20 protein-coding genes, 2 pseudogenes and 1 riboswitch are annotated in these 21,963 nt (G+C 61.7%); of the genes and pseudogenes, 10 read left to right on the forward strand and 12 right to left on the reverse strand.

The annotated features are described in order from the left end of the window. Positions 1–19 precede the first annotated feature (19 nt). Positions 20–970, forward strand: a complete 951-nt coding sequence (locus PSO31014_RS07330) for a DUF72 domain-containing protein (RefSeq protein WP_150551003.1) — start codon at positions 20–22, stop codon at positions 968–970. On the opposite strand, the gene PSO31014_RS07335 is transcribed toward PSO31014_RS07330, so the two are convergent. Continuing rightward, the gene (locus tag PSO31014_RS07335; RefSeq protein ID WP_150551004.1) at positions 967–2,304 is read right to left on the reverse strand and encodes a voltage-gated chloride channel family protein; all 1,338 of its coding nucleotides are present in this window, start codon (positions 2,302–2,304) and stop codon (positions 967–969) included. The two genes, PSO31014_RS07330 and PSO31014_RS07335, sit on opposite strands and share 4 nt — an antisense overlap. A gap of 106 nt (positions 2,305–2,410) precedes the next feature. Further along, a riboswitch (Fluoride riboswitch) is annotated at positions 2,411–2,489 on the reverse strand. Positions 2,490–2,644: 155 nt separating this feature from the next. On the opposite strand from PSO31014_RS07335, the gene PSO31014_RS07340 reads away from it, so the two are divergent. Both PSO31014_RS07340 and PSO31014_RS07345 read left to right on the forward strand, forming a co-directional pair. Next, entirely contained in the window at positions 2,645–3,205 is a 561-nt protein-coding gene (locus PSO31014_RS07340; RefSeq protein WP_150551005.1) for a restriction endonuclease, read from the forward strand. Positions 3,206–3,457: 252 nt separating this feature from the next. Then, positions 3,458–3,811, forward strand: a complete 354-nt coding sequence (locus tag PSO31014_RS07345; protein WP_150551006.1) for a hypothetical protein — start codon at positions 3,458–3,460, stop codon at positions 3,809–3,811. A 51-nt stretch (positions 3,812–3,862) separates the two neighbouring features. Here PSO31014_RS07345 and PSO31014_RS07350 read toward each other — a convergent pair. From PSO31014_RS07350 to PSO31014_RS07365, 4 genes and pseudogenes are all read right to left on the reverse strand, one after another. After that, positions 3,863–5,020, reverse strand: a pseudogene (locus tag PSO31014_RS07350) (cysteine desulfurase family protein); the annotation flags it as partial. Between the two features lie 206 nt (positions 5,021–5,226). Next, entirely contained in the window at positions 5,227–6,324 is a 1,098-nt protein-coding gene (locus tag PSO31014_RS07355; RefSeq protein WP_174976434.1) for a saccharopine dehydrogenase family protein, read from the reverse strand. 312 nt (positions 6,325–6,636) lie between these two features. Further along, the gene (locus PSO31014_RS07360) at positions 6,637–7,776 is read right to left on the reverse strand and encodes a nickel/cobalt efflux protein RcnA (protein WP_150551223.1); all 1,140 of its coding nucleotides are present in this window, start codon (positions 7,774–7,776) and stop codon (positions 6,637–6,639) included. A 123-nt stretch (positions 7,777–7,899) separates the two neighbouring features. Then, positions 7,900–9,942 carry an aconitase family protein gene (locus tag PSO31014_RS07365; protein ID WP_150551009.1) on the reverse strand — a complete coding sequence of 681 codons (2,043 nt, stop codon included), beginning with the start codon at positions 9,940–9,942 and terminating at the stop codon, positions 7,900–7,902. Between the two features lie 310 nt (positions 9,943–10,252). Between PSO31014_RS07365 and PSO31014_RS07370 the strand changes: the two genes are divergently transcribed. Together PSO31014_RS07370 and PSO31014_RS07375 are read left to right on the forward strand one after the other, a co-directional pair. Further along, on the forward strand, positions 10,253–11,239 hold the full coding sequence (locus tag PSO31014_RS07370) for an SLAC1 anion channel family protein (RefSeq protein ID WP_174976435.1): 987 nt from the start codon (positions 10,253–10,255) through the stop codon (positions 11,237–11,239). 81 nt (positions 11,240–11,320) lie between these two features. Continuing rightward, positions 11,321–11,647, forward strand: coding sequence for a DMT family transporter (locus tag PSO31014_RS07375; protein WP_130024625.1), 327 nt, complete (start codon positions 11,321–11,323; stop codon positions 11,645–11,647). 79 nt (positions 11,648–11,726) lie between these two features. On the opposite strand, the gene PSO31014_RS07380 is transcribed toward PSO31014_RS07375, so the two are convergent. Beyond that, a complete protein-coding gene (locus PSO31014_RS07380; protein WP_150551010.1) occupies positions 11,727–12,686 on the reverse strand; it encodes a GlxA family transcriptional regulator in 960 nt (319 codons plus the stop codon). A gap of 189 nt (positions 12,687–12,875) precedes the next feature. Between PSO31014_RS07380 and PSO31014_RS22625 the strand changes: the two are divergent. Then, a pseudogene (locus PSO31014_RS22625) lies at positions 12,876–13,206 on the forward strand (transposase); the annotation flags it as partial. 234 nt (positions 13,207–13,440) lie between these two features. Here PSO31014_RS22625 and arsN2 read toward each other — a convergent pair. Next, positions 13,441–13,899, reverse strand: coding sequence for an arsenic resistance N-acetyltransferase ArsN2 (gene arsN2 / locus PSO31014_RS07390; RefSeq protein ID WP_174976437.1), 459 nt, complete (start codon positions 13,897–13,899; stop codon positions 13,441–13,443). Positions 13,900–14,216: 317 nt separating this feature from the next. Here arsN2 and arsH point away from each other — a divergent pair, with 317 nt between their 5' ends. Together arsH and PSO31014_RS07405 are read left to right on the forward strand one after the other, a co-directional pair. Then, a complete protein-coding gene (arsH, locus tag PSO31014_RS07400; protein ID WP_150551013.1) occupies positions 14,217–14,987 on the forward strand; it encodes an arsenical resistance protein ArsH in 771 nt (256 codons plus the stop codon). A gap of 3 nt (positions 14,988–14,990) precedes the next feature. Further along, entirely contained in the window at positions 14,991–15,320 is a 330-nt protein-coding gene (locus tag PSO31014_RS07405) for an ArsR/SmtB family transcription factor (protein ID WP_343039574.1), read from the forward strand. Positions 15,321–15,550: 230 nt separating this feature from the next. Here the strand turns inward: PSO31014_RS07405 and PSO31014_RS07410 are convergent, their stop codons facing one another. Continuing rightward, positions 15,551–15,892 carry an ArsR/SmtB family transcription factor gene (locus PSO31014_RS07410; RefSeq protein ID WP_150551014.1) on the reverse strand — a complete coding sequence of 114 codons (342 nt, stop codon included), beginning with the start codon at positions 15,890–15,892 and terminating at the stop codon, positions 15,551–15,553. A 232-nt stretch (positions 15,893–16,124) separates the two neighbouring features. Here PSO31014_RS07410 and PSO31014_RS07415 point away from each other — a divergent pair, with 232 nt between their 5' ends. Continuing rightward, positions 16,125–16,640 (forward strand): arsenate reductase ArsC, encoded by a 516-nt coding sequence (locus PSO31014_RS07415; protein WP_150551015.1) that lies wholly within the window; start codon positions 16,125–16,127, stop codon positions 16,638–16,640. A 2-nt stretch (positions 16,641–16,642) separates the two neighbouring features. After that, positions 16,643–17,716, forward strand: a complete 1,074-nt coding sequence (gene arsB / locus PSO31014_RS07420) for an ACR3 family arsenite efflux transporter (protein ID WP_150551016.1) — start codon at positions 16,643–16,645, stop codon at positions 17,714–17,716. 34 nt (positions 17,717–17,750) lie between these two features. Here arsB and PSO31014_RS07425 read toward each other — a convergent pair whose 3' ends face one another. From PSO31014_RS07425 to glmS, 4 genes are all read right to left on the reverse strand, one after another. Continuing rightward, entirely contained in the window at positions 17,751–17,891 is a 141-nt protein-coding gene (locus PSO31014_RS07425) for a helix-turn-helix domain-containing protein (RefSeq protein WP_150551227.1), read from the reverse strand. A 175-nt stretch (positions 17,892–18,066) separates the two neighbouring features. After that, positions 18,067–18,495 carry an arsenate reductase (glutaredoxin) gene (gene arsC / locus PSO31014_RS07430; RefSeq protein WP_150551017.1) on the reverse strand — a complete coding sequence of 143 codons (429 nt, stop codon included), beginning with the start codon at positions 18,493–18,495 and terminating at the stop codon, positions 18,067–18,069. Continuing rightward, entirely contained in the window at positions 18,492–19,574 is a 1,083-nt protein-coding gene (locus PSO31014_RS07435) for an ArsO family NAD(P)H-dependent flavin-containing monooxygenase (RefSeq protein WP_150551018.1), read from the reverse strand. The genes arsC and PSO31014_RS07435 overlap by 4 nt, the downstream gene beginning before the upstream one ends. 465 nt (positions 19,575–20,039) lie before the next feature. Next, complete coding sequence (glmS, locus tag PSO31014_RS07440; RefSeq protein ID WP_150551019.1) at positions 20,040–21,869, reverse strand: glutamine--fructose-6-phosphate transaminase (isomerizing); 1,830 nt, start codon at positions 21,867–21,869, stop codon at positions 20,040–20,042. Positions 21,870–21,963 lie beyond the last annotated feature (94 nt).

Here is a 21,963-nt window from a genome sequence, read left to right on the forward strand (position 1 = left end):
CGGCCCACTGATCGACCTCATGACGATTCGTACCGGCACATCGTCCTGGACCGATCCGACGCTCATTGCGTGTGGACGGTTCTACCCGCCGGGCGTCGATACGCCCGAGGCGCGGTTGCGTCATTACGCGTCGCTGTTCGATCTGGTCGAGGTCGACAGCAGCTACTACCGGCTGCCCGACGCCGCCATGGCATGGCGCTGGACGCAACGCACATCCCCGTCGTTTCGCTTTCACATCAAGGCATTTCGGGCGTTCACCGGCCATACGACGCCGCGCGCGGCACTGCCGCGCGATATCGCGCAGGCGCTGGGTGCGGGGGACGACGCAAGCGCAGGGCCAGATGGCCCGCTTGCGTCGCTTGGATCTCTCGCGCCGCAAGAACTCCCCGCAGAACTTCGCGACGAACTCTGGCGACGCTATCTCGAAGCCATCGAGCCGTTGCGTCAGCGCGGGCAACTGGCGGCGATTCACTTCCAATTCTCCCCGCGCGTGCAGAACGACCGCGCCGGGCGGGCCCTGGTGTTCGAGACCGCGCGACGGCTCGATGGCGAACGGCACGCCGTGGAATTTCGTCACCGTAGCTGGTTCGACACGCCCTCGCGCGAAGCCGCCACGCTGGCCATGCTGCGCGAGACAGGGGCGGCGCACACCATCGTCGACAGTCCCGGCGGATTCGACAACACGGTGCCTGCGGTCTGGGCGACAACACGCGACGACCTGTGCGTCGTCCGCCTGCACGGCCGCAACGCCGCCGCCTGGAACCGACAAGGCATCGCCGCCTCCTCGGGACGCTTCGTCTACGAGTACAGCGCGAGCGAGTTGATCGACATCTCGGCGCGCGTCCAGCGACTGGCCGCGACCGTCGACGACACGCATGTCCTCTTCAATACGAACCACGAAGATCAGGGGATGAAGAACGCGTCGGCGTTCGCGCGCACGCTCACGACACTTGCACGCGGCGTCGTTTAGGAGTGGTGCGCGTCGTCGGTCGGCCGGACGCCTGCCTTGAGCGTCTTGCGCCATGCGGGCAGGTCGCCGAGTCGCGCGCCTTCCGGTACGGCACCGTGCTTGCCAGACCCGACGCGTTGCGCGCGATAGATGCCCGTGTGCCCCGAGCACAGATACGCCAGTACGCAGGCAATCGCGGCATAGCCGCCGATCTGCGGGCCGAAGATCTCGATGGCCATCAACGTCGAGGCGATGGGCGTGTTGGCCGCGCCGGCGAACACGGCGACAAAACCGACGCCCGCGAGCACCGCCGCCGGCAACGCCAACACATGCGATAACGCGTTGCCCAGCGTTGCGCCGATATAGAACAGCGGTGTCACTTCCCCGCCCTTGAAGCCCGAGCCGAGCGTGATGACGGTGAAGACCGCCTTGCCAAGGAAGTCGTACCACGGCAACGACGTATGAAACGCGTCGACGATGGTCGGGATGCCCAACCCGAGGTACTGCGGCGTGCCCAGCACGGTGGCCGCCACTGCGACCAGCAGCCCGCCGGCGAATGGGCGCAGCGGGGCGTAGGCGATACGCCGCTTCATGAAGGCCGACGTGGCGTGCGTCGCCTGCGCGAACGCCATCCCGGCGAGTCCGCACAGCACACCCGCGGCAGCGGCACTGAGCGCTCCGGCGATCGACATCGACGCGGAGAACGCGCCTGGCGCGATCGTGTACGCGGTGTGATGCACGCCCCAGGCGCGCGTGACAGCGTCGCCCACGAGCGCCGCGACGAGGCACGGCAACAGGGCGTCGTAGCGCAGACGTCCGATGGCAAGCACCTCCAGGCCGAACACGGCGCCCGCGAGCGGTGTACCGAAAACCGAGGCGAAGCCTGCGGCGATGCCCGACATCAGCAGCACACGACGCTGCTCACCGGACAGACGGAAGACGTGGGTGAGTTGGTCGGCCAGCGCGCCGCCCATCTGCACGGCCGTGCCCTCGCGCCCGGCGGACCCGCCGACCAGATGCGTCACAACCGTGCCGAACAGCACGAGCGGCGCCATGCGCAACGGCACGACGCGCCGCGGATCGTGAATCTCGTCGATCAGCAGATTGTTGCCGGCTTCGACGCTCGCGCCGAGCCGCAGATAGAGCCAGCCCACCGCGAAGCCGGCAATGGGCAGCAGCCCGAGCAGCCACGGGTGAGCCAGACGCGTCTCGGTCGCGAGATCCAGTGCGACAAGAAACAGGGCCGACGCACTGCCGGCCATGATGCCGACGAGCGCCGCGAGCGAACTGGCGCGTGCCGCGCGCGGCAACACGCCGAACAAGTCGCGCAAGGGAGAGTCTTGAAACATCTTCATGGTGTCCAACAGGGGGGACGACCGACGCCGTCGACAAATTGCCTGAACCCTGCCGAGAATGAGAGAAACGCTCGCGCGCATAGCCCGCAACCTCCCGGCACGCCAGGATCTTGCAGGCATCATCAGCCCCGGGGAGGGGCGGTTTGCGGAACGAACGCCGGAGGTATGCCATCTCCGTGAAGCAGCCGACATGCTATCAGGAAGCACGAGCCCTCACAATGCGTGACATTCGCTGCGCCGAAATGCCGAACCGGATCGGCGCATTCCGATAAATCGGCGCATTGACGTTTCGCCGCCGCTCGCATCGCTAGAATCGGTATCCGGTTCACGGAGAGCGGGTATGGCGGCAGACAGCGAATACATCGAACGCGTCAGGGCGTACGACTGGGACGACGTCACCGGGTTGTGGCGCGACATTCAACGTTGCGCCACACCCGGATGGGACGCGGGCAAAGCGCTGGAATATCTCGTACTGAAGGGGTTCGAACTGGGCGGCGCGACGGTGAGGTGGCCTTATACGGTCAAGCTCGTCGATGAGAAGATCCTCGAGCAGATCGACGGCGTGATCTACGCCGCGGGCATCGCTGCCATGATCGAATGCAAGGATTATTCGGTCCCATCGAGTCGGACCAAACGACGCATCGGCTCCGACCCCATTGCCATCCTCCAGGCAAAGCTGACTCGCCGTCCTGCTGCCCTGATCGGCTGCCTGTTCGCCAGCGGCGAATTCACCGAAGCGGCAGAAGGACGGGTCAATTTCACCAAACCGGCGACCATCCTTTGCTGGACCGGCGACGATATCGATCGCTGTGTCCATCGACGAAATTTCACGCAGACGCTGCAGCGCAAATTTCGAATTTGCGTCGAGGAAGGCAAGCACCTCGCGAAGTGTTCTAGCTAAGGAGATCGTCGCATGAAAATACGGAGCATTGTTTGTCCCTCACAGGATAGCGTCACCTTTCTGAACGCTTGGCTGCCCCCGGAACTTTCCGCTTCGTCGCACTTCTTTTTCCCATCGCCGCTCAGTGATGCACCGGCAACCGCCAGGAACGTACTCGCAACACACCCCCTTCAAACGCTGCTCATCCGCAACGCCCACACGACGGACCCGGCCCTGATCAGTGACCTGGAGGTGTACGCGGAGGAAAGGTTGATGTTGTCGGCATCGAAGCAGCAGTTCGAGATCGAGGTCGTCTCACCGACGCTGCTGGCGATGCTCTTCGAAACGCAGGAAATATTCACGGCGATCTTTGGCGAGCGGGCGACCGATTTCCTGCACTTGATGGGCAGCTACGATCCCGAGCGGGCGGTCGGCGAAGCCGGCACCACGATAGCGGATATCATCGCCCATCTCGACGACACCACCCGTGCGTTGCTGCGCGCGACGCCGACGGCGCGGCGGATCCTTGCGCGCATCGCCAAACTCGACGCCAAGCCTTACCGGCGCGAAGACGACTGGGACGCTGCCTGGTATCGCGACCTGCCGCAGCCGACACGGTCGTATTGAATCGCCGACGGGTTCGGCCGCGCCAACGCGTGTTCGATACCCCCGCCCTCAAGCCGCCAATGCTCGGCACTGACCGACGACACGCTCGAAGCACGCCGTCGCGAAATCGACCGACGCTTCGGTCGTAAAGCGACCGAGGCTCACACGCACCGTGCGGCTCGCGGCGTCGTTGTCCAGACCAATGGCACTCAGCACGTGAGACGGCTGCCCCGACGCCGAGTTGCAGGCCGACGTCGACGACACGGCCAGATTGCCGTTGAGCATGAAGGTCGCGAAACCCGGATGCCGCACCGTCAAGCTCAATGTATGAGGAATACGCTGTGCCGTCGCGGCGTTGTGCACAATGCCATCGAGCCCCAGCACACCATCGAGCAGGCGGCGACTCAATTGCGCGATGCGCGCGTTGTCGGTCGTCATGGCCTGCATGGCGAGTTCGCATGCAGTGCCCATGCCGACGATCTGATGCGTCGCCAGCGTGCCCGAGCGCAGGCCTCGCTCGTGACCGCCACCATGCATCTGCGGGGCGATGCGCGTCATGACATCCTGGCGCACGTATAGGGCACCGATGCCCTTGGGGCCGTAGACCTTGTGCGCCGACATCGACATCAGGTCGATGCCCATCGCCTTGACGTCGATGGGGGTCTTACCAAGCGCCTGCGCCGCATCGACATGCAGCAACGCCCCGGCCGCATGCACCACCTTCGCGACGGCCGCCACGTCGGTCAGCGTGCCGAGTTCGTTATTGACGAGCATGACCGACACCAGTCCGGTGTCGGGACGTAGCGCTGCCGCCACGGCATCGGCGGTAATCTCGCCGGTAGTCGACGGCGTCAGATACGTGACGGATGCACCGCGCGATGCCAGACACGCCATCGTGTCGAGAATCGCCTTGTGTTCGAGCGCGCTCGTCACGAAATGTGCGCGCGACTGCCCGCGTTCCGCATAACCTTTAAGCGCGAGATTGTTCGACTCGGTCGCGCCGGACGTCCACACGATCTCGGCAGCCTGCGCACCAATGAGCGCCGCCACCTGGGCTCGTGAACGCTCCACAAGACGGCGCGCACTCACGCCCGCCGCATGCGAAGTCGAGGCCGGGTTACCGAAGACACCGTCCACGCCGAGACAATCGGCCATTGCGGCAATTACGGCAGCATCCGCCGGCGTCGTGGCCGCGTAATCGAAGTAGTGGAGTGGTTCTCTCTCGCGCATGATCGGCACCGAATAAAAAGTGCATCGATCGTACGCGCCGCAAACGAGAAAAGGCTTGCGGAATTCCCCGCAAACCGGGCGCTTTAGGTAAATTTCGTCCCAAAATGCGGCGAAATCAGGAATTTTATTCCAAGCACGATCAAGCACCCTCAATGGTGGGGAATCGCGCGCTAACCCCGACGCGAAGCCCCCGACCCTCTCTGGCGTCAGGAGAGGGATTCGATATGCGTCGAGTGTGCGTAGACCTGGCCGAACCGATTGGCCAGGAAATCCGCCAGGGCGATTTGTTCCTGACGCACGAAGCCACGTTGCGGCAACTGTCCGGCGAAGAACATGTCGAGCGCTGCGCAGATGGCCGATGCCGTAGTGATCTGGATCGCGCTGGCGCTGTGCCCGTTGTTGCGCTCGGCGAAGATCTTCCGCGCGAAGACTTCCTGCGTCAGCACCCCGCGGCGAAGGCCGCTCACGACGACGAAGATCAGCACCACGTCCTGCAGCGTGCTCGGCACCGCGCGTTTGAGAATCGTCTTGATCGTTTCCTGATCGTCTTTCAAGCGCAGTTCGTTGAGCAGCACCTTCATCAACGCACCGTGGCCCGGATAGCGCACGGATTTGTAATCGAGATCGCGCACGCGTCCGCCCAGCGTCTCGCAAAGCGTACCCAACCCGCCCGACGTGTTGAACGCTTCGTACTCCACACCGTCGAGCGAGAAGTGCTCCAGATCTTCCAGGGGCTGAACGCTCAGCCTGACCCCGTCTCGAATCGCTTCGCACGGCTGGCAGTACTCGTTGATGAGCCCGTCGACGCTCCACGTCAGGTTGTACTTCAGCGAGTTGGTGGGGAATGCCGGCAACGCGCCGACCCGCATCTTCACGGAGTCGACCTGATCGAACGTGGCGGCGAGATGATGCGCCGCGATGGCGATGAATCCGGGGGCCAGGCCGCATTGCGGCATCAGCACGGTCGACGCGCCCTCCGCCAGTTGCTGGATCGCATGGGTTGCGGCCACGTCTTCGGTCAGATCGAAGTAGTGACATCCCGCGGCGACGGCGGCCGTCGCCGCGCTCGTGGCCATGGTGTAGGGCAGCGCGTTGACGACGGCATCGTGGCCCGAGACGGCCCGTTGCAGTGAGCCCGTGTCGCATCCCGTCAGTTCGACGAACGCGTGGGCATGGTTGCGCACTACGGCAGCCGCCTGCGCGTTGCGGTCGAAAACCGTGACCCGGTAGTCGCCGCTATCGTGCAACAAGCGCGCGATGGTCTGGCCGATGTGTCCCGCGCCAAGCAAGGCGATCTTCTTCATGGTCTTCCCCTCGAATGGAAACGTCGAACGGTGGCGCTGGCCGGCATCACGCCGAATCGTTGGCTTCGACGTTTGTGCAAGGACCGCCACATCCATTCTAGGGAGAGTGTCGGATGATATGTAGCGTCATTTCGTCGTAATTTATGATTTATCTGCCGAAATGACGAACACTATGACGAATTGCGATGCCGTGAGCCGTTGCCATAGGGAACGTCGGCCGGCCCGGCATTCACGCAATGCGGTGCGCGCAGGAATGGCGACGGAGGGGACTCGGGCGGGCATGATGCCCGCCGATCGCCGGGACACGGCGTGTCAGTGAGTCACTGTCGCCAAGCCGAGATACCCCTGGTAACCCACGTACAAGCCGACCATCACGATCAGGGCGCTGGAAAAATAAGGCGCTTTGCGCGCGAACTCGCCGAAGCCGCTCCACCGTCTGGACACGTGTTTGACGCTGAGCGCGGCGAGCGTGCCGGAGGCCACCATGGTGAGCGCCAGTCCAATGCTGAAGCACAGTACCAGGCCTGCCCCAAGGGCGAACTTCTTGAGTTGAAGGCAAAGCAGCAACACCGTAATCGACGCCGGGCATGGCACCAGTCCGCCCGTGAGACCGAACATGACGATCTGCCCGGTCGTGACGTCGCGATTCGCGAAGCGGCGCTTGATGTCGTCTGCGTGTGCGCGCTCGTGGGCGTCCTGGTACTCGTCGGAAGCCACGTCCAGGCCGCCATGCGAATGATCGTGCTCCGTGAACTCGACATCGTAGCCATGGCGATGGAAGCCATGTTCCAGCAGCAGGCGCGCCTTGAACGCGTGAGGCTCCGGAATCTCTTCGACAGATTCGAGATACCCGTCACGGGACACAAACGTGAACGTTTGCTTGGCACCTCCCGGACGCTCGGTCTCGAGTCGCACGTTATCCGCCGCCCAATCCTGGCCGTGATTTCCTTGGCGGGATAAACGAAAGCGGGGAGGCACGCCCTCCTCGAAGATCGCCAGACGAACCAGACCGTGACCCGTATCGATGATTCGCGTCTCATCATGCTCGTGGGTGTGGCCGTGGCTGTGATCATGGTCGTGGCCGTGGTCATGACCGTGGTGGTCGTGGTGATGTTGGTCGCGCCAGGTGCGCCAGACCATCCAGCAGGCAACGGCGACGATCAGCACCGCCGAGGCGATCTGAAAGTACGGTTCGGTCGCTTGCGCGTCCCAATTCCGGCCGAGATACAAGCCGCCTAACGCCACGCCCCAAACGACGGCCGTATGCGACACCGTCGCGGACAGGCCGAGCAACACCGCTTGCCCAATGGTGCCGCGAATGGCCACGATGAACGCGGCCATCATCGTTTTGGAATGTCCAGGCTCCAGTCCGTGGAGCGCCCCGAGCAGGATTGCGCTGGGGATGAAAAGCCACGCGTTACCCTGCTGAAGTAGGTTGGCGAAGTCGGCCATGTCGGAGAAGGTGCATAGTGTGGGTGCGCCAATATACTCCACCCCAGTATATCGGCGCCACGTTTTTCTACACGTTTCTCGCGTCGCCCCCCCCTCAAGCCCTCGCCCGGGGGCGGGGATTGCTCAGGCACACGGCGACAAAGGGAGCGCTCTCGGCGAAGTCGATGGGGACTGCGCGTCCGGCGGGCGATCAGCGAACCGTCGCTGCAATTCCTCAAACGACATCAACTCACCGGCAATGGCGCTCGCGGCGACCGTCGGCGGACTGGCCAGCCAGACCTTGCCGGGTCCGGAGCGCCCTGGGAAGTTCCGATTGATGGCACTGATCGTCACCTGCTCGGCGTGCGTCGACGACCCCGGGCCACAGTTCGCACACGCGCCGCATGCCGGCTGCAATAATTCCGCGCCCACCTGCTCGAACGCTTTCAGGTAGCCACGACGCTCGCAATAGTCCCGAACGGCAACGGTCCCGAACTGCAGATACAACTTCACATGCGAGGGCACCTTCAGTCCGCGCTCCGCCGCCCATGACAGGACCGCATGGTAATAGTCGAAGTCTTCACGCTTGCCGGCGGTGCAGGATCCCCCATAGGCGATGTCGAAGCGAATCGGCCCTTCGGTGACGTCGGTGATCGGCACGCCGTTTCCGGGATCGCCCGGCCGCGCCACCATCGGGACGACCGCGCTGCAATCGATGCGAATGACGTCCGCATAGACCGCGCCCTCATCACTGTGCATCCAGTCTTCGATGACGAACGCCACCCCTCGGCGTTCGCGCAGGAATCGAACCGTTTCCTCGTCCGGCGCAACGATGCCGGTAAATCCGCCCAGTTCGGCGGTCATGTTCGTGAGCGTCGCGCGCTCGTCGGTCGACAACTGCTTGATCGCCGCTCCCGTGAACTCGAAGATCCTGCCCACGCCCGCGCCTGCCTTGATGCGGGGCGCCGCGAGCAGTTCGAGCACGATGTCCTTTGCCGTCACGCCCGCAGGAATCCGACCCACGAGATCGATGCGCAGCGACTCGGGCACCGTCAAGCGCACCGCGCCGGTGACCATGCTGTTGGCCATGTCCGTCGTTCCCACGCCGAAGGCCACGCAACCCACCGCACCGCTATGCGGCGTGTGCGAGTCCGTGCCGACCACAACCTGTCCTGGCAGTGCATAGGTCTCGGCCATCACGGCATGCGAAATGCCTTCGGACCCGTGTCCATGCGCCACGTCCGCGTCGCCGAGGTAGCCATGATTGCGAATGCCGTACTCGCGAACGAAGTCGCGATGCGCGTTCGACAAGTGGTAGACGCCGGTCATCAGCCCGTCCTGACGATGCACCGGACTGCGATTCGAATACGACAGATGATCTTCAAAGGCGATGATCGACTGCGGCTCACGGAGTGGGGTCGGTCGCCCGAATGCCGCATGCAGCATGTGGGTACACATGCCCGTGTAGTACTCGTGAATGAAACGCCAGTCGGCCCTCACGAATCCACCGACGCCGGGCTGCAAGCCGCCGTCGACATCGTCGGTCACAACGAGATGCCGCGATAGAATCTTTTCCGCGAGTGTCTGCGGCCGGGGCGACGTGTTCGCCATCGCATTCGCCATCGCGTAAGGGCGCACGTCGCGCATACGCGCCTGACCGTACTTGAGCAGGCCACCGTGCCTCAGAATCGCGGCAGCCAGCGTGTCGCGCGGCGCCACCAGTTCTTCAATATCGATCGCCTCACCCCGCTGGATTCGGTCGATCAGTCCGAAGTCCGTCGACGTGAACAAGCCGACGTTGTCGGCGTTCTGTCGATAGATGCGCTCGAAGCTTTCCGCGATGACCAGAACGATGCACGCACGACGTTCCGCGACCGGACTGTGTTCGCGCGAGGAGCCTTTCCCGTAGCGCTTGCCGGCGACCGTGACGCTGAACCCGCCAAGCTTCACGCTATCGGTGCCGATCGGTGTCCGCTCGCCGGCCTTCAGGCCGACGTAGGGATAGCGCGCCAGACGGTCGTCGTAATACGTCAGCACCGGAATCGGCGTGATCTCGTCGGTCGACACATCGTTGCGCAGCGACCCTGCCTGCGCCAGATTCAATGCACGCCCTTGAAGCTGGGCATCGATCGTGTCGGGGTCTTCGCTGAGGAAGAGAATGCGGCCTGGAATGTGAAGTTCGGTCATGCAGCGCTCCTGGTCTCGGAAATGTACCGAACGCTCACGCGATCCTGAAGTGCCGATTCATGCAGGTCGCCATCCTGATTTGCGAAGGCCCCGGCCTGCGCGCGCGACGCGCCTATGACGCATTGCTGGCGCGCCTTTCCCCGCGGATGGCAATGTTTGCCACAACGTTGGCAGGAATCGCCGCATTCCGTCACTTTCGGTCTTGCGCACCGCATCCCATAATTTCCTCACGGCGCGAGCGACGCTTCGCTCCAGCGAGCCGGATTGCCACCGCGGCACCGGCGTAAGACCGAAGGTCAGTGAGGACATCATGAGTCATGCCACCACCGCTACGCAATATGTTCAGCCGCGTAGCTCGGTAAAGCACCTGCCCGTCAATTTGTTTGCGTCAGTCATGGGCATTTCCGGACTGTCGCTTGCGTGGCGTGGCGCACATCAGCTCTTCGGTGCCGATGTGGAGATCGCCGAGGGGATTGGCGTCATCGCCATCCTCGCGTTCCTGGTCCTGGCAATCGGTTACGCCGTCAAGTGGGCGCGGTATCCCGCGGTCGTCAAAGCGGAATTCAATCATCCCGTCGCGGGCAACTTCTTTGGCACCATCACGATTGCGGTACTGCTGCTGTCGTCAGTCGTTGGCGTCTACAGCGCGGCGCTCGGTGAAGTCATCTGGACCATCGGGTCGATTCTGACGATCGGTCTGGCCTTCGTTATCGCGGGTCGGCTCTTCCGAGGCAAGGAGGATCCGGCCCACGCGGCACCGGCCTGGTTGATTCCCGGCGTTGCCACACTCGATATCGCCGTGGCGGGTGGCACGATGCCGATGGCGTGGGCGCACGAGCTCAACATGTTCGCGATTGCCATCGGCACGATGATGGCGCTCGTGTTCTTCACGATGATCTTCTCGCGCGTGGTGCATCAAGAACCGCTGCCGGCCGGCATGGTGCCGTCGCTGATCATCATGATTGCACCGTTCGAGGTGGGTTTCCTGGCGTACGTGAACGTCACCCATCATGTGGACATGTTTGCCGGCCTGCTCTTTTACTTCGGCCTGTTCCTGTTCATCTCGCTTTCGTTCAAGGTCTTCCGCCGGTCGATTCCCTTCGCTGCCTCGTGGTGGGCCATCAGCTTCCCGATCGCCGCGCTGTCCAATGCGGCCATCAAGTACGCGGCCTACTCGGATACCTGGGTGATCAAGGGGCTTGCCGGCCTTATCCTGGCCTTCCTGAGCGCTGCCATCCTCGTGCTCTTCGTGCGCACGTTGCACCGCTTGTTCACTCATCGGCTTCTGGTCGGCTGAAATTGCTGGCTCTGCCATGGCGCCCTCTGCCCGGAGGGCGTTTTCATTTTGATCGCCCCTACGTTACATCGGTAATTCGCTATGTCTTGGATCGTGCTCAGTGTCGCTGGACTTCTGGAAATTGCTTTCGCCTTCGGGATGAAATGGTCGGCGGGGTTCAGCCGGCTCTGGCCAAGCGTCTATGCCGCCATCACCGGACTAGGCAGCATCTGGTTGTTGAACACGTCGCTCAGATCGCTCCCGGTCGGCACGGCCTATGCAGTTTGGACAGGGATTGGCGCAGCCGGAACGGCCGTTGTCGGCATGATCTTCCTCGGCGAATCCGCGTCGGTGGCGCGCGTGGTATGTATCGCGCTCATTCTGTCCGGCGTCGTCGGCTTGCGCATTACGGCCGGTGCGATTGCTTAGCTTCGCGCCAATCGACATCGGTAGGCCGTGCCGACCGGCACGGCCCCACGAGGCGGGGCGACGCGTCAGTCGTATGCCGCTAAGCGGCTATCCGAAAGCGTCGGCGGTAGTCCACCGGGGAGACACTGAGCTTGCGCAGGAAGGCGCGCCGCAGTCCATTAGGGTCGGCAAAACCCGTCAGACTCGCCACTTTCTTCAAAGGGTGTTTTGTTTCCTCAAGCAGCCTGCGCGCCGCATCGATGCGGGCGTCCTCCACAAACGATGCGGGTGTCGTGCCACATTCTTGCTTGAATATGCGTGCGAAATTCCGCGCACTCATTCCGGCGCGCTCCGCGAGCGCTTCTACCGATAGCGGCTGGGAAAGATTCTGAAGCACCCATTCCTGCACATCTCGGATGGTGCTCTTCTCCGACGTCTGCGCCGTTAGATACGCGCTGAACTGGGACTGTCCACCGGGGCGCTTGAGAAACATGACGAACTGTCGCGCGACCTTCATGGCGACGGCTCGCCCCAGGTCTTCTTCGACGAGCGCCAATGCAAGGTCCAGGCCGGCCGTGACGCCCGCCGACGTGTAGATACCGTTGTCCCTGACGAAGATTTGATCCGGCTGAACATCCACTTTCGGATACAGGCGGCTCAGGCGCGCCGTGTAATTCCAGTGCGTGGTGGCCTTGCGCCCGTCGAGCAAGCCTGCGCGCGCGAGAAGGAGGGCGCCCGAACATACGGAGCCGATACGACGCGCCGTCTTTGCGTAACGCAATATCCAATGACGGATCGCTGCATCGTCCTCCAGAAGCCGCATCGACGGACTGCCGGCAATCAACAACGTATCGATATCCGCGCTGCTCGTGTCCAGCGTCGCATCGGGGGTGATCCGCATCCCGTTCGATGCCAGCAACACGCCAGACGTCGTCGAGACAATTTCGAACTGATAGGTCGACGGCGCGCCGGCCTGCCGCGCCGCTTCGTGAAAGACTTCCACCGGCCCGACAAGGTCCAGCATTTGCACGTTTGGAAAGGTGAGCACTGCAACTTTCATGGCCGCGACCTGTAGTCCCGATGACATTACAGTGTAGCTTCCGTGACCTGCGCTCGCCAGGACGTGGCCGAGAATTCGCAAATTCTGGCCGAGATCGGCATATCCCGCCGCGCCACGGACCGGAATGTAGTGGTCTAATGAACCCGGACACTGATTTACGCGAAAATGCTCGCCATGAAGAGGTGTCTGATGACCAAGCAACGACATACGTTTTCGCCGAAGTTCAAACAGCAAACCGCCTGTCTGGTGCTCGACCAGGGCTATAGCCATATTGAGCCGAGCCGATCGGTCGGCGTCAGCGAGACGGTGCTACGTGGCTGGGTGCACCAGCTTCAGCAGGAACGTCAAGGCATCACGCCGCAAGGCAAGGCGATCACGCCGGATCAGCAGCGCGTCAAAGAACTCGAGGCACGCATCGAACGCCTCGAGCGCGAGAAGGCCACTTTAAAAAAGCTACCGTGCTCTTGATGTCGGAAGGGATCGAACGTACGAAGTAATCGATCAGATTATTGAACGTCAACCGCCGACCCACAACGTAGCCGGCGCCCAACGCCCGCGCAGAGGGAGCGCGACCGGGTGCATGCAACCGCGGCACATACATGTTTGAGCCCTAGGCGAAGTACGGAAACGCTTCGCCATCTAGTTTCAGGTGCATCGAGATACCCCATATTTCTCATAGCGGACGCGCGATCCACGCCGTCTGGGCGGCGCCGACGAACGTATACCCAGGAATTCGGAGTACGTTAGATAAGCACTAAGGCCCGCCGTCTGCTTTGACCATGCAAACAGCCGACGCCGGGCAAATGCTTGCGAATTGCGAGCTTCGCTGGAGCGATTCCGGAGCGGCGCTTCGGTCCACAACCCCATATCCTCGGCGGGCGAAGAACTGGCTCGCAGTGGTCGTCAGCAAGTAAAGGGCAGCGACGGCTTGCTGTCGAGCCTCCTCTTCTGCTGCGGCGACGAGCGCATGTCCAATCTGCATCCCTCTGGCGTCTTCCGCGACGGCGAGAGAGCGCAGCAGGCCGATGGGGCCAGAAAGTTCCAAGCCGACACTTCCAACGATGCTCCCATCGGTCGCTACGGCGACGAGGAATCCAATACCCGCTGATTCAGTAACGTCTTCCCACGGCAATTCGCACTTGGCCAGCAGCGCTCTAATCTGCGGGATTTCGTCTGCGCGCGCCGGGCGAATCATTATGCCGCTGTCGTTCATCGCGAGTTACTCCGCTGAAACTGCTGACTGTGAGTGCGCGTGCTTTGGGGCATGCACGCCGCGAGCAAAATAAACGGCAAAAGCAAACGCTACTGCTGACATCAGCGAAACGGCTAGCACCACCCATTCGACCGGCAAGTACCGCTGCTGGACACTCCATATCGCGGCGACCGAAATCGGAGCGATGCCTCTCCCGTGTATTGCTTGGTCTAGAGCAGCGTCTTTCGGCGCCAGCGGATTGCGTTTGACGATTCTACTTGCAATCCTTTGATATTTCCATAAACTTGGAAACATAGGATCCTCAACGGACCAATTCAATGACCACGCCTAACTCGAACGCAACAACTCTTCCGGCTGCAAAGACTGAATATCTCGACATGTCCATCGCGGCACGCCTTGGTATGCCGGGCGCCGAACCCGTGCGAATTCTTCTTTTGTACGGCTCACTGCGTCAGCGCTCGTACTCTCGGCTGCTCGTAGAAGAAGCCGCTCGTTTGCTCGAGCTGTTCGGTGCCGAGACGCGCATTTTCGACCCGCGTGGCTTGCCGTATCCGGATGAGCCGGGTGTCGAAGACCATCCGAAGGTCAAGGAGCTGCGTGAGCTGTCCATCTGGTCTGAAGGCCAGGTTTGGTGCAGCCCGGAGCGCCACGGAACGGTATCTGGCGTCCTCAAGACGCAGATTGATCAGTTGCCTTTGTCGATGGGCGGGATTCGACCGACTCAAGGACGCACGCTTGCGGTGATGCAGGTCAGTGGCGGCTCGCAGTCGTTCAATACCGTGAATCAACTTCGACAGTTAGGTCGTTGGATGCGCATGTTCACCATCCCTAATCAGTCCTCGGTTGCGAAGGCCTACGACGAGTTCGATGAGACCGGCCGTATGAAGCCGTCGCCGTACTACGACCGCGTGGTGGATGTGATGGAAGAGCTCGTGAAATTCACACTGCTGCTGCGCGGACGTGCCGACTACCTTGTCGACCGATACAGCGAACGCGCCGAAGAGGGACGAGTCCTCGACGTGAACACGGACCTGGCATCGCTCGCGATGGGATTGAGCGCGGCGCTGCAACGTGAAGAGGTCGAGTAAGCCGTGGCCAGTATCGATTCGAAGCGCGCTGTTACCGCACTCGCCGCACTTGCGCAGGATTCGCGGCTAGCGGCATTCCGATTGCTCGTGACCGCTGGGTCGCCGGGCATGAACGCAGGTGCTATTGCCGACGCGCTCAATATGCCGGCCCCGAGTCTGTCGTTTCACCTGAAAGAGCTGACCCATGCCGGCCTTATCGAGGGCCATTCACATGGGAGGAACGTCATCTACCGGGCGAACTACGAAAACATGCAGGCTCTCATCGACTTTTTGCTCGAAAACTGTTGCGCAGCCGAAAAATTCGGCAGCGCTTCCAACGTAGTGGAGACTTAAATGAAGCGATTTCACATACATGTTGTCGTGCCGAGCCTACCACACGCTGAGGACCATTCCTGTCTATGGCAAGAACAGTCAAACGGCCGGAAAGGGATAGGCTTGCTGCATGCCGTTGACCAACAAGCCGACTGCGGATAGCGTGAAGTCCAGTTGCTGCCAAGTGCGGTGTAAATGCGAAATGGCCGCCAAATCACGCGGCCATTTTGTTTGTGCTCGTACCTAAAGGGTCAGGCAGCGACCGTCTTCGGTTTGCATTTGACCGCTGTCTTCGGCGTGCACGCCTCCGCGCCCTGGCAGCAATTCTCTGTCAGGAAGTCGATGAGGCTGTTCATGTGGTCGATTGCCGGTGCGTAATAGATGAATCGCCCCTCCTGGCGCGCCGTGACAAGGCCGGAGTGAGTCAATTCCTTCAAGTGGAAGGACAACGTAGCGCTCGCGAGACCGAGGGCTTCCTGAATCACACCAACGCTGAGCCCGTCCGGCGCGGCAGTGACGAGCAGGCGAAAAACCGCAAGGCGGGTAGGCTGCGCCAAGGCGGCAAGCGCTTTGACTGCGTCGTTTTCCTTCATAGTGCTTAGTCGCAATGGTTAGGCGACTATTCTAAGCCTATCGAGATGGCTGTGGCGCGTGAGCAGCAATTCGCGACTCGCAAGCGTTGCATCACATGGCCTCACCTCGTGAACCTGGTGCTCACCCAGCCCCGAGACCTGCCGCCCCAAAGGCGCTTGTCGGGCATCAACATTTCGATTATATTGGAGATGTCGATTTAATTCGACCATGCCCAACAAGCGGAGAATTTTCGTGACCGAACAACGCAAATACAACGTCCTCTTCCTGTGCACGCACAACTCTGCGCGCTCGATTCTCGCAGAGGCGGCGTTGAACGCGCTGGCCGGTGACAGATTTGTCGCCTACAGTGCGGGTAGCCATCCTGGGACGGCGCCGAATCCGCACGGTATCGAGTTGCTGCGCTCGCAGCACATTTCCGTTGAAGGGCTTCGCAGCAAGAGCTGGGACGAGTTTGCCGTCGATGGCGCACCGCGCATTGACTTCATTCTCACCGTTTGCGATGACGCGGCGGGTGAAGTCTGCCCGATTTGGCCAGGTCATCCGGCCAAGGCCCACTGGGGCGTGCCCGACCCGTCGCAGGTCGAGGGTAGCGAAGAGGAAAAGCGCCGGGCTTTCCTCAAGACCTTCGTGCAACTCAAGAAGCGCATCGAACTGTTCACCAACCTATCGCTCGATAAGCTCGACCGTATGGTGGTTCAGAAGGAAATGCAGAACATCGGCACGTCGTTGCGTGAGAAAGGGGAGTAAAGATGTCGGACAGTCAAACCGTCGATACGCCGTCGGAGAAGCCTGCGGGGGGTATCGGGTTCTTTGAGCGATACCTATCCGTGTGGGTCGCCTTGTGTATCGTTGCAGGTATCGGGCTCGGCAAACTGATGCCAGGCGCGGTGCAGTCGATTTCCGCACTTGAGGTCGCGCACGTCAACCTGCCAGTGGGCATTCTCATCTGGGTGATGATTATCCCGATGCTCCTGCGAATCGACTTCGCTTCGCTGGGCAAGGTTCGCAGCCAGGTTAAGGGCATTGGCGTTACGCTCGTCATCAACTGGGCGGTGAAGCCGTTCACGATGGCTTTCCTCGCCTGGGTGTTCGTGCGACATGTTTTCGCGTCGATGTTGCCGGCCGACCAGTTGGACAGCTACGTTGCCGGTCTGATTCTTCTGGCCGCTGCGCCGTGTACCGCCATGGTGTTCGTTTGGAGCCAACTGACGAAGGGTGACCCGTATTTCACGCTCTCGCAGGTAGCGCTCAATGACGTGATTATGGTTTTCGCGTTTGCCCCAGTTGTCGGCCTGCTGCTTGGCATCTCGAACATTACGGTTCCCTGGGACACGCTCCTGACGTCGGTGGTGCTTTACATCATCATCCCGGTCATCATTGCGCAGCTCCTTCGCAAGGTGCTGTTGGCAAATGGAGAAGCTAGTTTCCAGCGCGCACTCGCCAAGATTGGTCCGTTTTCCATTGCTGCGCTGCTGCTTACGCTGGTGCTGCTGTTTGCCTTCCAAGGTGAGCAAATCATTGAGCAGCCAGGCGTTATCGTGCTTCTCGCGGTGCCCATCCTGATTCAGGTCGTCATCAACGCTACGCTGGCTTATCTTGCCAACCGCAAGCTTGGCGTAGCTCACGATGTCGCCGCGCCGTCCTGCCTGATTGCAGCCTCGAACTTCTTCGAACTGGCCGTGGCGACTGCAATTAGCCTGTTTGGCCTTAAGTCCGGAGCGGCTCTGGCTACCGTCGTTGGTGTTCTGATTGAAGTGCCCCTCATGCTCGCCGTCGTGAAGGTGGTGAACTCCTCCCGACGGTGGTACCAACGCCAGTCGTAATGTCACCCGGCAGGCCGCGAATTCGCGGCCTGCTTCATTTTGATACGGCGTCGTGGGATTCGTGGCCGGCAATCGTGTAACGCCGCATCCGTTCCCACAAGCGCTTCCTCGATATCCCAAGCGCGGACGCCGTTTCGCTGATTCGGCCACCGTGCGTCAGCAAAGCTCCCTGGATATAGAGCGTTTCTCAGCGCTGGAGGTACTGCGACAACGGAGGCTCTTCGGCTTCATCATCCGAGCCTTCGCCACCTGACCCTGTCTCGGGAAAAATGTCGACGGCCCGCAGCACGGGTGTCCTGACGTGGATTCTGGCAGGCGCGCCACAGCGGTAGCGCGCCTGAACTTCCTGATTAGCCCTTGATGACGCGCTGGCCTTCACTGTCGACGACGACTTCCCCGTCTTCCTTGGTGAAGGCGCCTTTTTGCGGCGTCGGCAGGATGTCCAGAACAACCTCGGACGGGCGGCACAGTCGCACACCGAGTTCCGTCACAACGATAGGCCGATTGATGAGGATGGGATGCTCCATCATTGCATCCAAAAGCTGGTCGTCCGTCACGCCTTGTTCGCCGAGTCCCAGTTCTGCGAAGGGCGTGCCTTTCTCGCGGACCACCTCGCGCACGGAAAGACCCGATCGCTCAATGAGGTCGACGAGCCGGTCGCGTGTCGGCGGATTCTTGAGGTATTCAATGACTTCCGGCTCGATACCGGCGTTCTGAATCATGGCCAGCGTGTTGCGCGACGTCCCGCAATCCGGGTTGTGATAAATGGTGACCTTCACGAGCTACTCCGTTCTCGAATTGAAGCAAGGTATTCAGCAATCTGATTGGCTGTGTCTCGCGCACCACGCATCACGCCGATGAGCGTCGCTGATGCGAAGCCTGTCCACTCGCCATAGCCAACGAGCCATAGTCTGGGTTCGCGGATAGCGTGAGTACCGTCGGTCGCTACTCGCCCATCGCTTTCGAGCACGCCTAATCCGTCCAAATGGTCGAGCGCCGGTCGGAAGCCTGTGCACCAGATGACGGTATCCACCGGTGAGTGAGAGCCGTCCGCCCAGACCACGCCATCAGATACGAAGCGGGAGAACGGGCGAACCGAATGGAGGACGCCTCTGGACCTGGCCTCCTTCACGCTCTTCACCATCACTACGTCACCGAGGCCGCCGGTCGGCGCCGGGGCTGGTCTGCCTTCGCTTTGAGCCTTCCACTTTTCGGTCGCGCGCTCGAACAGCACTCTCCCGTCGACCTCGTCTGACAGAAAGAGGGGCTCATCCACCGTAACCCATGTCACGTTACAAACTTGCGACACCTCCGCCAATATTTGGGCGCCCGAGTTGCCCCCGCCGACGACAAGGACGTTCTTGCCGTGGAGCGTATCCGCATTTCGGTATCTGGCTGAGTGCAGTTGCTCGCCTTCGAACAACTCTTGCCCGGGATAAGACGGGATGAAAGGCTTCTTCCACGTGCCTGTTGCGCTAATCACCGTCTGAGCTAGCCAGTTGCCGTCATTGGTTTCGACAAGCAGGCCCGACTCGGCATGCTTCACAGACGTCACGTGGACGGGACGTCGAATCGGAATTTGGTACCGGAGTTCGTAATCGGTCAGATAGCGAATGACTTCGTCGCGCGACGGATATTCGCTCTCGTTACGCGGCATCGGCCAACCAGGGAGCGAGCTCCATTGCGCTGGCGAGAACAGTCGCAGTGAATCCCAAGCCTGCTGCCACGCGCCACCGGGAGACGGCTGCTCGTCCAACAGAACGTAGTTCAAGCCGGCACGGCGCAGGAAGTAGGCTGCCGCCAGCGCTGACTGGCCACCTCCAATCACGCAAACGTCGGTCGAAAGCGTTTGTTGCATCGTTAGTGAGGCCAAGTCCAAGGTTCATTCAATAATTCCATAATACCGGAAATATGAACAAGTAGATTGGATGAAATGTTCAGGCTGTTAGGGCGGCAGAATTTGACCTGCTCTCGGCGTATAGGCTCGGCCAGGAGCAAACAGGAACAAGCGTCGTTCGGACATCGATGTGCGAACTGCAGCCGACTGGATGTTGCCGGTGCGGCGGGTATTGAGGTGGAGAAACGCGTTGACGGCGAAAGAGCCGGATAAGGTAGGCTGGGGCCAAAGCTGCAGGTCCCAACCGAGGGGAAGATTTCCCCACGCCCGAGACACTCCCAGGGTACTTCACCCAAAGTCTATTAGTTTCCCTTAAGCCCCGTCCCGCCTTGGCTTTCGGGCGGTCTGGAGGCCTTAAGGAAAACTTTTGCAGCGGGCTTTAAGTAAAACTATTAGAACTTGCCCCCCTCCTTCGGCCGTCGTCCCTCACTCCACCGTCACCGACTTAGCCAGATTCCTAGGCTTATCGACATCGGTGCCGCGCGCGCAGGCAGTGTGATACGCGAGCAGTTGCAGCGGCACGACGTGCAGAATCGGCGACAGCTGGCCGTAGTGCTCCGGCATGCGAATCACGTGGATGCCGTCGGCGTTTGCGATCTGCGTGTCCGCGTCGGCGAAAACATACAACTGGCCGCCACGCGCACGCACTTCCTGCATGTTCGACTTCAGCTTCTCGACCAGCGCATCCCGCGGCGCGACCGTTACCACCGGCATCTCTTCCGTCACCAGCGCCAGCGGACCATGTTTGAGTTCGCCAGCCGGATACGCCTCGGCGTGAATGTACGAGATTTCCTTGAGCTTGAGCGCGCCTTCCAACGCGATCGGGTAATGCAGCCCACGCCCGAGGAACAGCGCATTCTCGCGACGCGCAAAGTCCTCCGCCCACGCGATGATCTGCGGCTCCAGCGCCAGCACGCTATGCAGCGCCGCCGGCAAATGGCGCAGCTCCGTCAGGTAGTCCGCTTCCTGGGCTGCCGACAAACGGCCGCGCAGCTTTGCAAGCGTCAGCGTCAGCAGGAACAGTGCCGTCAACTGCGTGGTGAACGCCTTCGTCGACGCCACCCCGATTTCCGTTCCCGCGCGCGTGAGGTAGTGCAGCGCCGTCTGACGCACCATCGCACTCGTGCCCACGTTGCAGATCGCCAGCGTGTTCGTCATGCCCAGCGACTGCGCATGTTGCAGCGCCGCCATCGTGTCGGCCGTCTCGCCCGACTGCGAAATCGTCACCACCAGCGTCTTCGGATTCGGCACGCTGTCGCGATAGCGATACTCGCTCGCCACTTCCACTTGCGTCGGAATCTGCGCCAGCGACTCCAGCCAGTACTTGGCCGTCAAGCCCGAGTAATAGCTCGTGCCGCACGCCAGAATCAGGATCGAGTCGACGCTGCTGAGCACCGCTTCGGCCTTCTCGCCAAAGAGCGTCGGCGAAATGCCTTCCACGCCCTCCATCGTGTCGCCAATCGCACGCGGCTGCTCGAAGATTTCCTTCTGCATGTAGTGACGATACGGCCCCAACTCCACCGCGCCCGTGTACGCCTGCACCGTGCGCACTTCGCGCTCGACGGCCGCATCGTTACGGTCCACGATCGTCACGCCCTCGAGCGTGAGTTCGACGACATCGCCCTCTTCCAGATAGATGAACCGATCGGTCGTGCCGGCCAGCGCCAGCGCATCCGAGGCGAGGAAGTTCTCGCCCTCACCCACGCCCACGACCAGCGGCGACCCCGCGCGCGCGCCGACTACGCGGTGCGGCTCCTCCTTGCGGAACACCGCGATGGCGTAAGCGCCGTGCAGACGGCGCGTCGCCAGACGCACCGCGTGATACAGATCGCCCGCGGCACCGTTCGACAGCAGGTGATGCACCAGGTGCGCAATGACCTCCGTGTCGGTCTGCGACACGAACTCGTAGCCCAGACCGCGCAGCTCGTCACGCAGGCTCTCATGGTTCTCGATGATGCCGTTGTGCACCAGCGCCACGTCGTCGCGCGAGAAGATCGGATGCGCATTGTCCGTGATCGGCGCGCCATGCGTCGCCCAGCGGGTGTGGGCAATGCCCGTCTCGCCGCCCAGGTGCGTCTGCGCCAGTTGCTCGTCGAGATCCGCCACGCGCGATACGCTGCGCGCACGCTGCGGCACGCCATCCTTCAATACCGCCACGCCGCACGAGTCGTAGCCGCGGTACTCCAGACGACGCAGCCCTTCGACCAACACCGGTACTACATTACGTCGCGCTACCGCGCCGACAATGCCGCACATATTCGCATCCCTTAGTGCCAGAAACCCTGGCGCTTTCGATCGGATTCAATCCGTTTTGACTCGCCGGCGCCCGCTTTGGCTTGCTTGTGCGTCG

It is taken from the genome of Pandoraea soli (genome assembly GCF_902459595.1).
In the GTDB taxonomy this organism is placed as follows: Bacteria; Pseudomonadota; Gammaproteobacteria; order Burkholderiales; family Burkholderiaceae; genus Pandoraea; species Pandoraea cepalis.

Excerpts from the sequence above, each read along its gene's own strand:
- PSO31014_RS07330 (WP_150551003.1), top strand. The coding sequence starts at position 20 with ATGACGATTCGTACCGGCACATCGTCCTGGACCGATCCGACGCTCATT.
- PSO31014_RS07335 (WP_150551004.1), bottom strand. The coding sequence starts at position 2,304 with ATGAAGATGTTTCAAGACTCTCCCTTGCGCGACTTGTTCGGCGTGTTG.
- PSO31014_RS07340 (WP_150551005.1), top strand. The coding sequence starts at position 2,645 with ATGGCGGCAGACAGCGAATACATCGAACGCGTCAGGGCGTACGACTGG.
- PSO31014_RS07345 (WP_150551006.1), top strand. The coding sequence starts at position 3,458 with ATGTTGTCGGCATCGAAGCAGCAGTTCGAGATCGAGGTCGTCTCACCG.
- PSO31014_RS07355 (WP_174976434.1), bottom strand. The coding sequence starts at position 6,324 with ATGAAGAAGATCGCCTTGCTTGGCGCGGGACACATCGGCCAGACCATC.
- PSO31014_RS07360 (WP_150551223.1), bottom strand. The coding sequence starts at position 7,776 with ATGGCCGACTTCGCCAACCTACTTCAGCAGGGTAACGCGTGGCTTTTC.
- PSO31014_RS07365 (WP_150551009.1), bottom strand. The coding sequence starts at position 9,942 with ATGACCGAACTTCACATTCCAGGCCGCATTCTCTTCCTCAGCGAAGAC.
- PSO31014_RS07370 (WP_174976435.1), top strand. The coding sequence starts at position 10,253 with ATGAGTCATGCCACCACCGCTACGCAATATGTTCAGCCGCGTAGCTCG.
- PSO31014_RS07375 (WP_130024625.1), top strand. The coding sequence starts at position 11,321 with ATGTCTTGGATCGTGCTCAGTGTCGCTGGACTTCTGGAAATTGCTTTC.
- PSO31014_RS07380 (WP_150551010.1), bottom strand. The coding sequence starts at position 12,686 with ATGAAAGTTGCAGTGCTCACCTTTCCAAACGTGCAAATGCTGGACCTT.
- arsN2 (WP_174976437.1), bottom strand. The coding sequence starts at position 13,899 with ATGAACGACAGCGGCATAATGATTCGCCCGGCGCGCGCAGACGAAATC.
- arsH (WP_150551013.1), top strand. The coding sequence starts at position 14,217 with ATGACCACGCCTAACTCGAACGCAACAACTCTTCCGGCTGCAAAGACT.
- PSO31014_RS07410 (WP_150551014.1), bottom strand. The coding sequence starts at position 15,892 with ATGAAGGAAAACGACGCAGTCAAAGCGCTTGCCGCCTTGGCGCAGCCT.
- arsB (WP_150551016.1), top strand. The coding sequence starts at position 16,643 with ATGTCGGACAGTCAAACCGTCGATACGCCGTCGGAGAAGCCTGCGGGG.
- PSO31014_RS07435 (WP_150551018.1), bottom strand. The coding sequence starts at position 19,574 with ATGCAACAAACGCTTTCGACCGACGTTTGCGTGATTGGAGGTGGCCAG.
- glmS (WP_150551019.1), bottom strand. The coding sequence starts at position 21,869 with ATGTGCGGCATTGTCGGCGCGGTAGCGCGACGTAATGTAGTACCGGTG.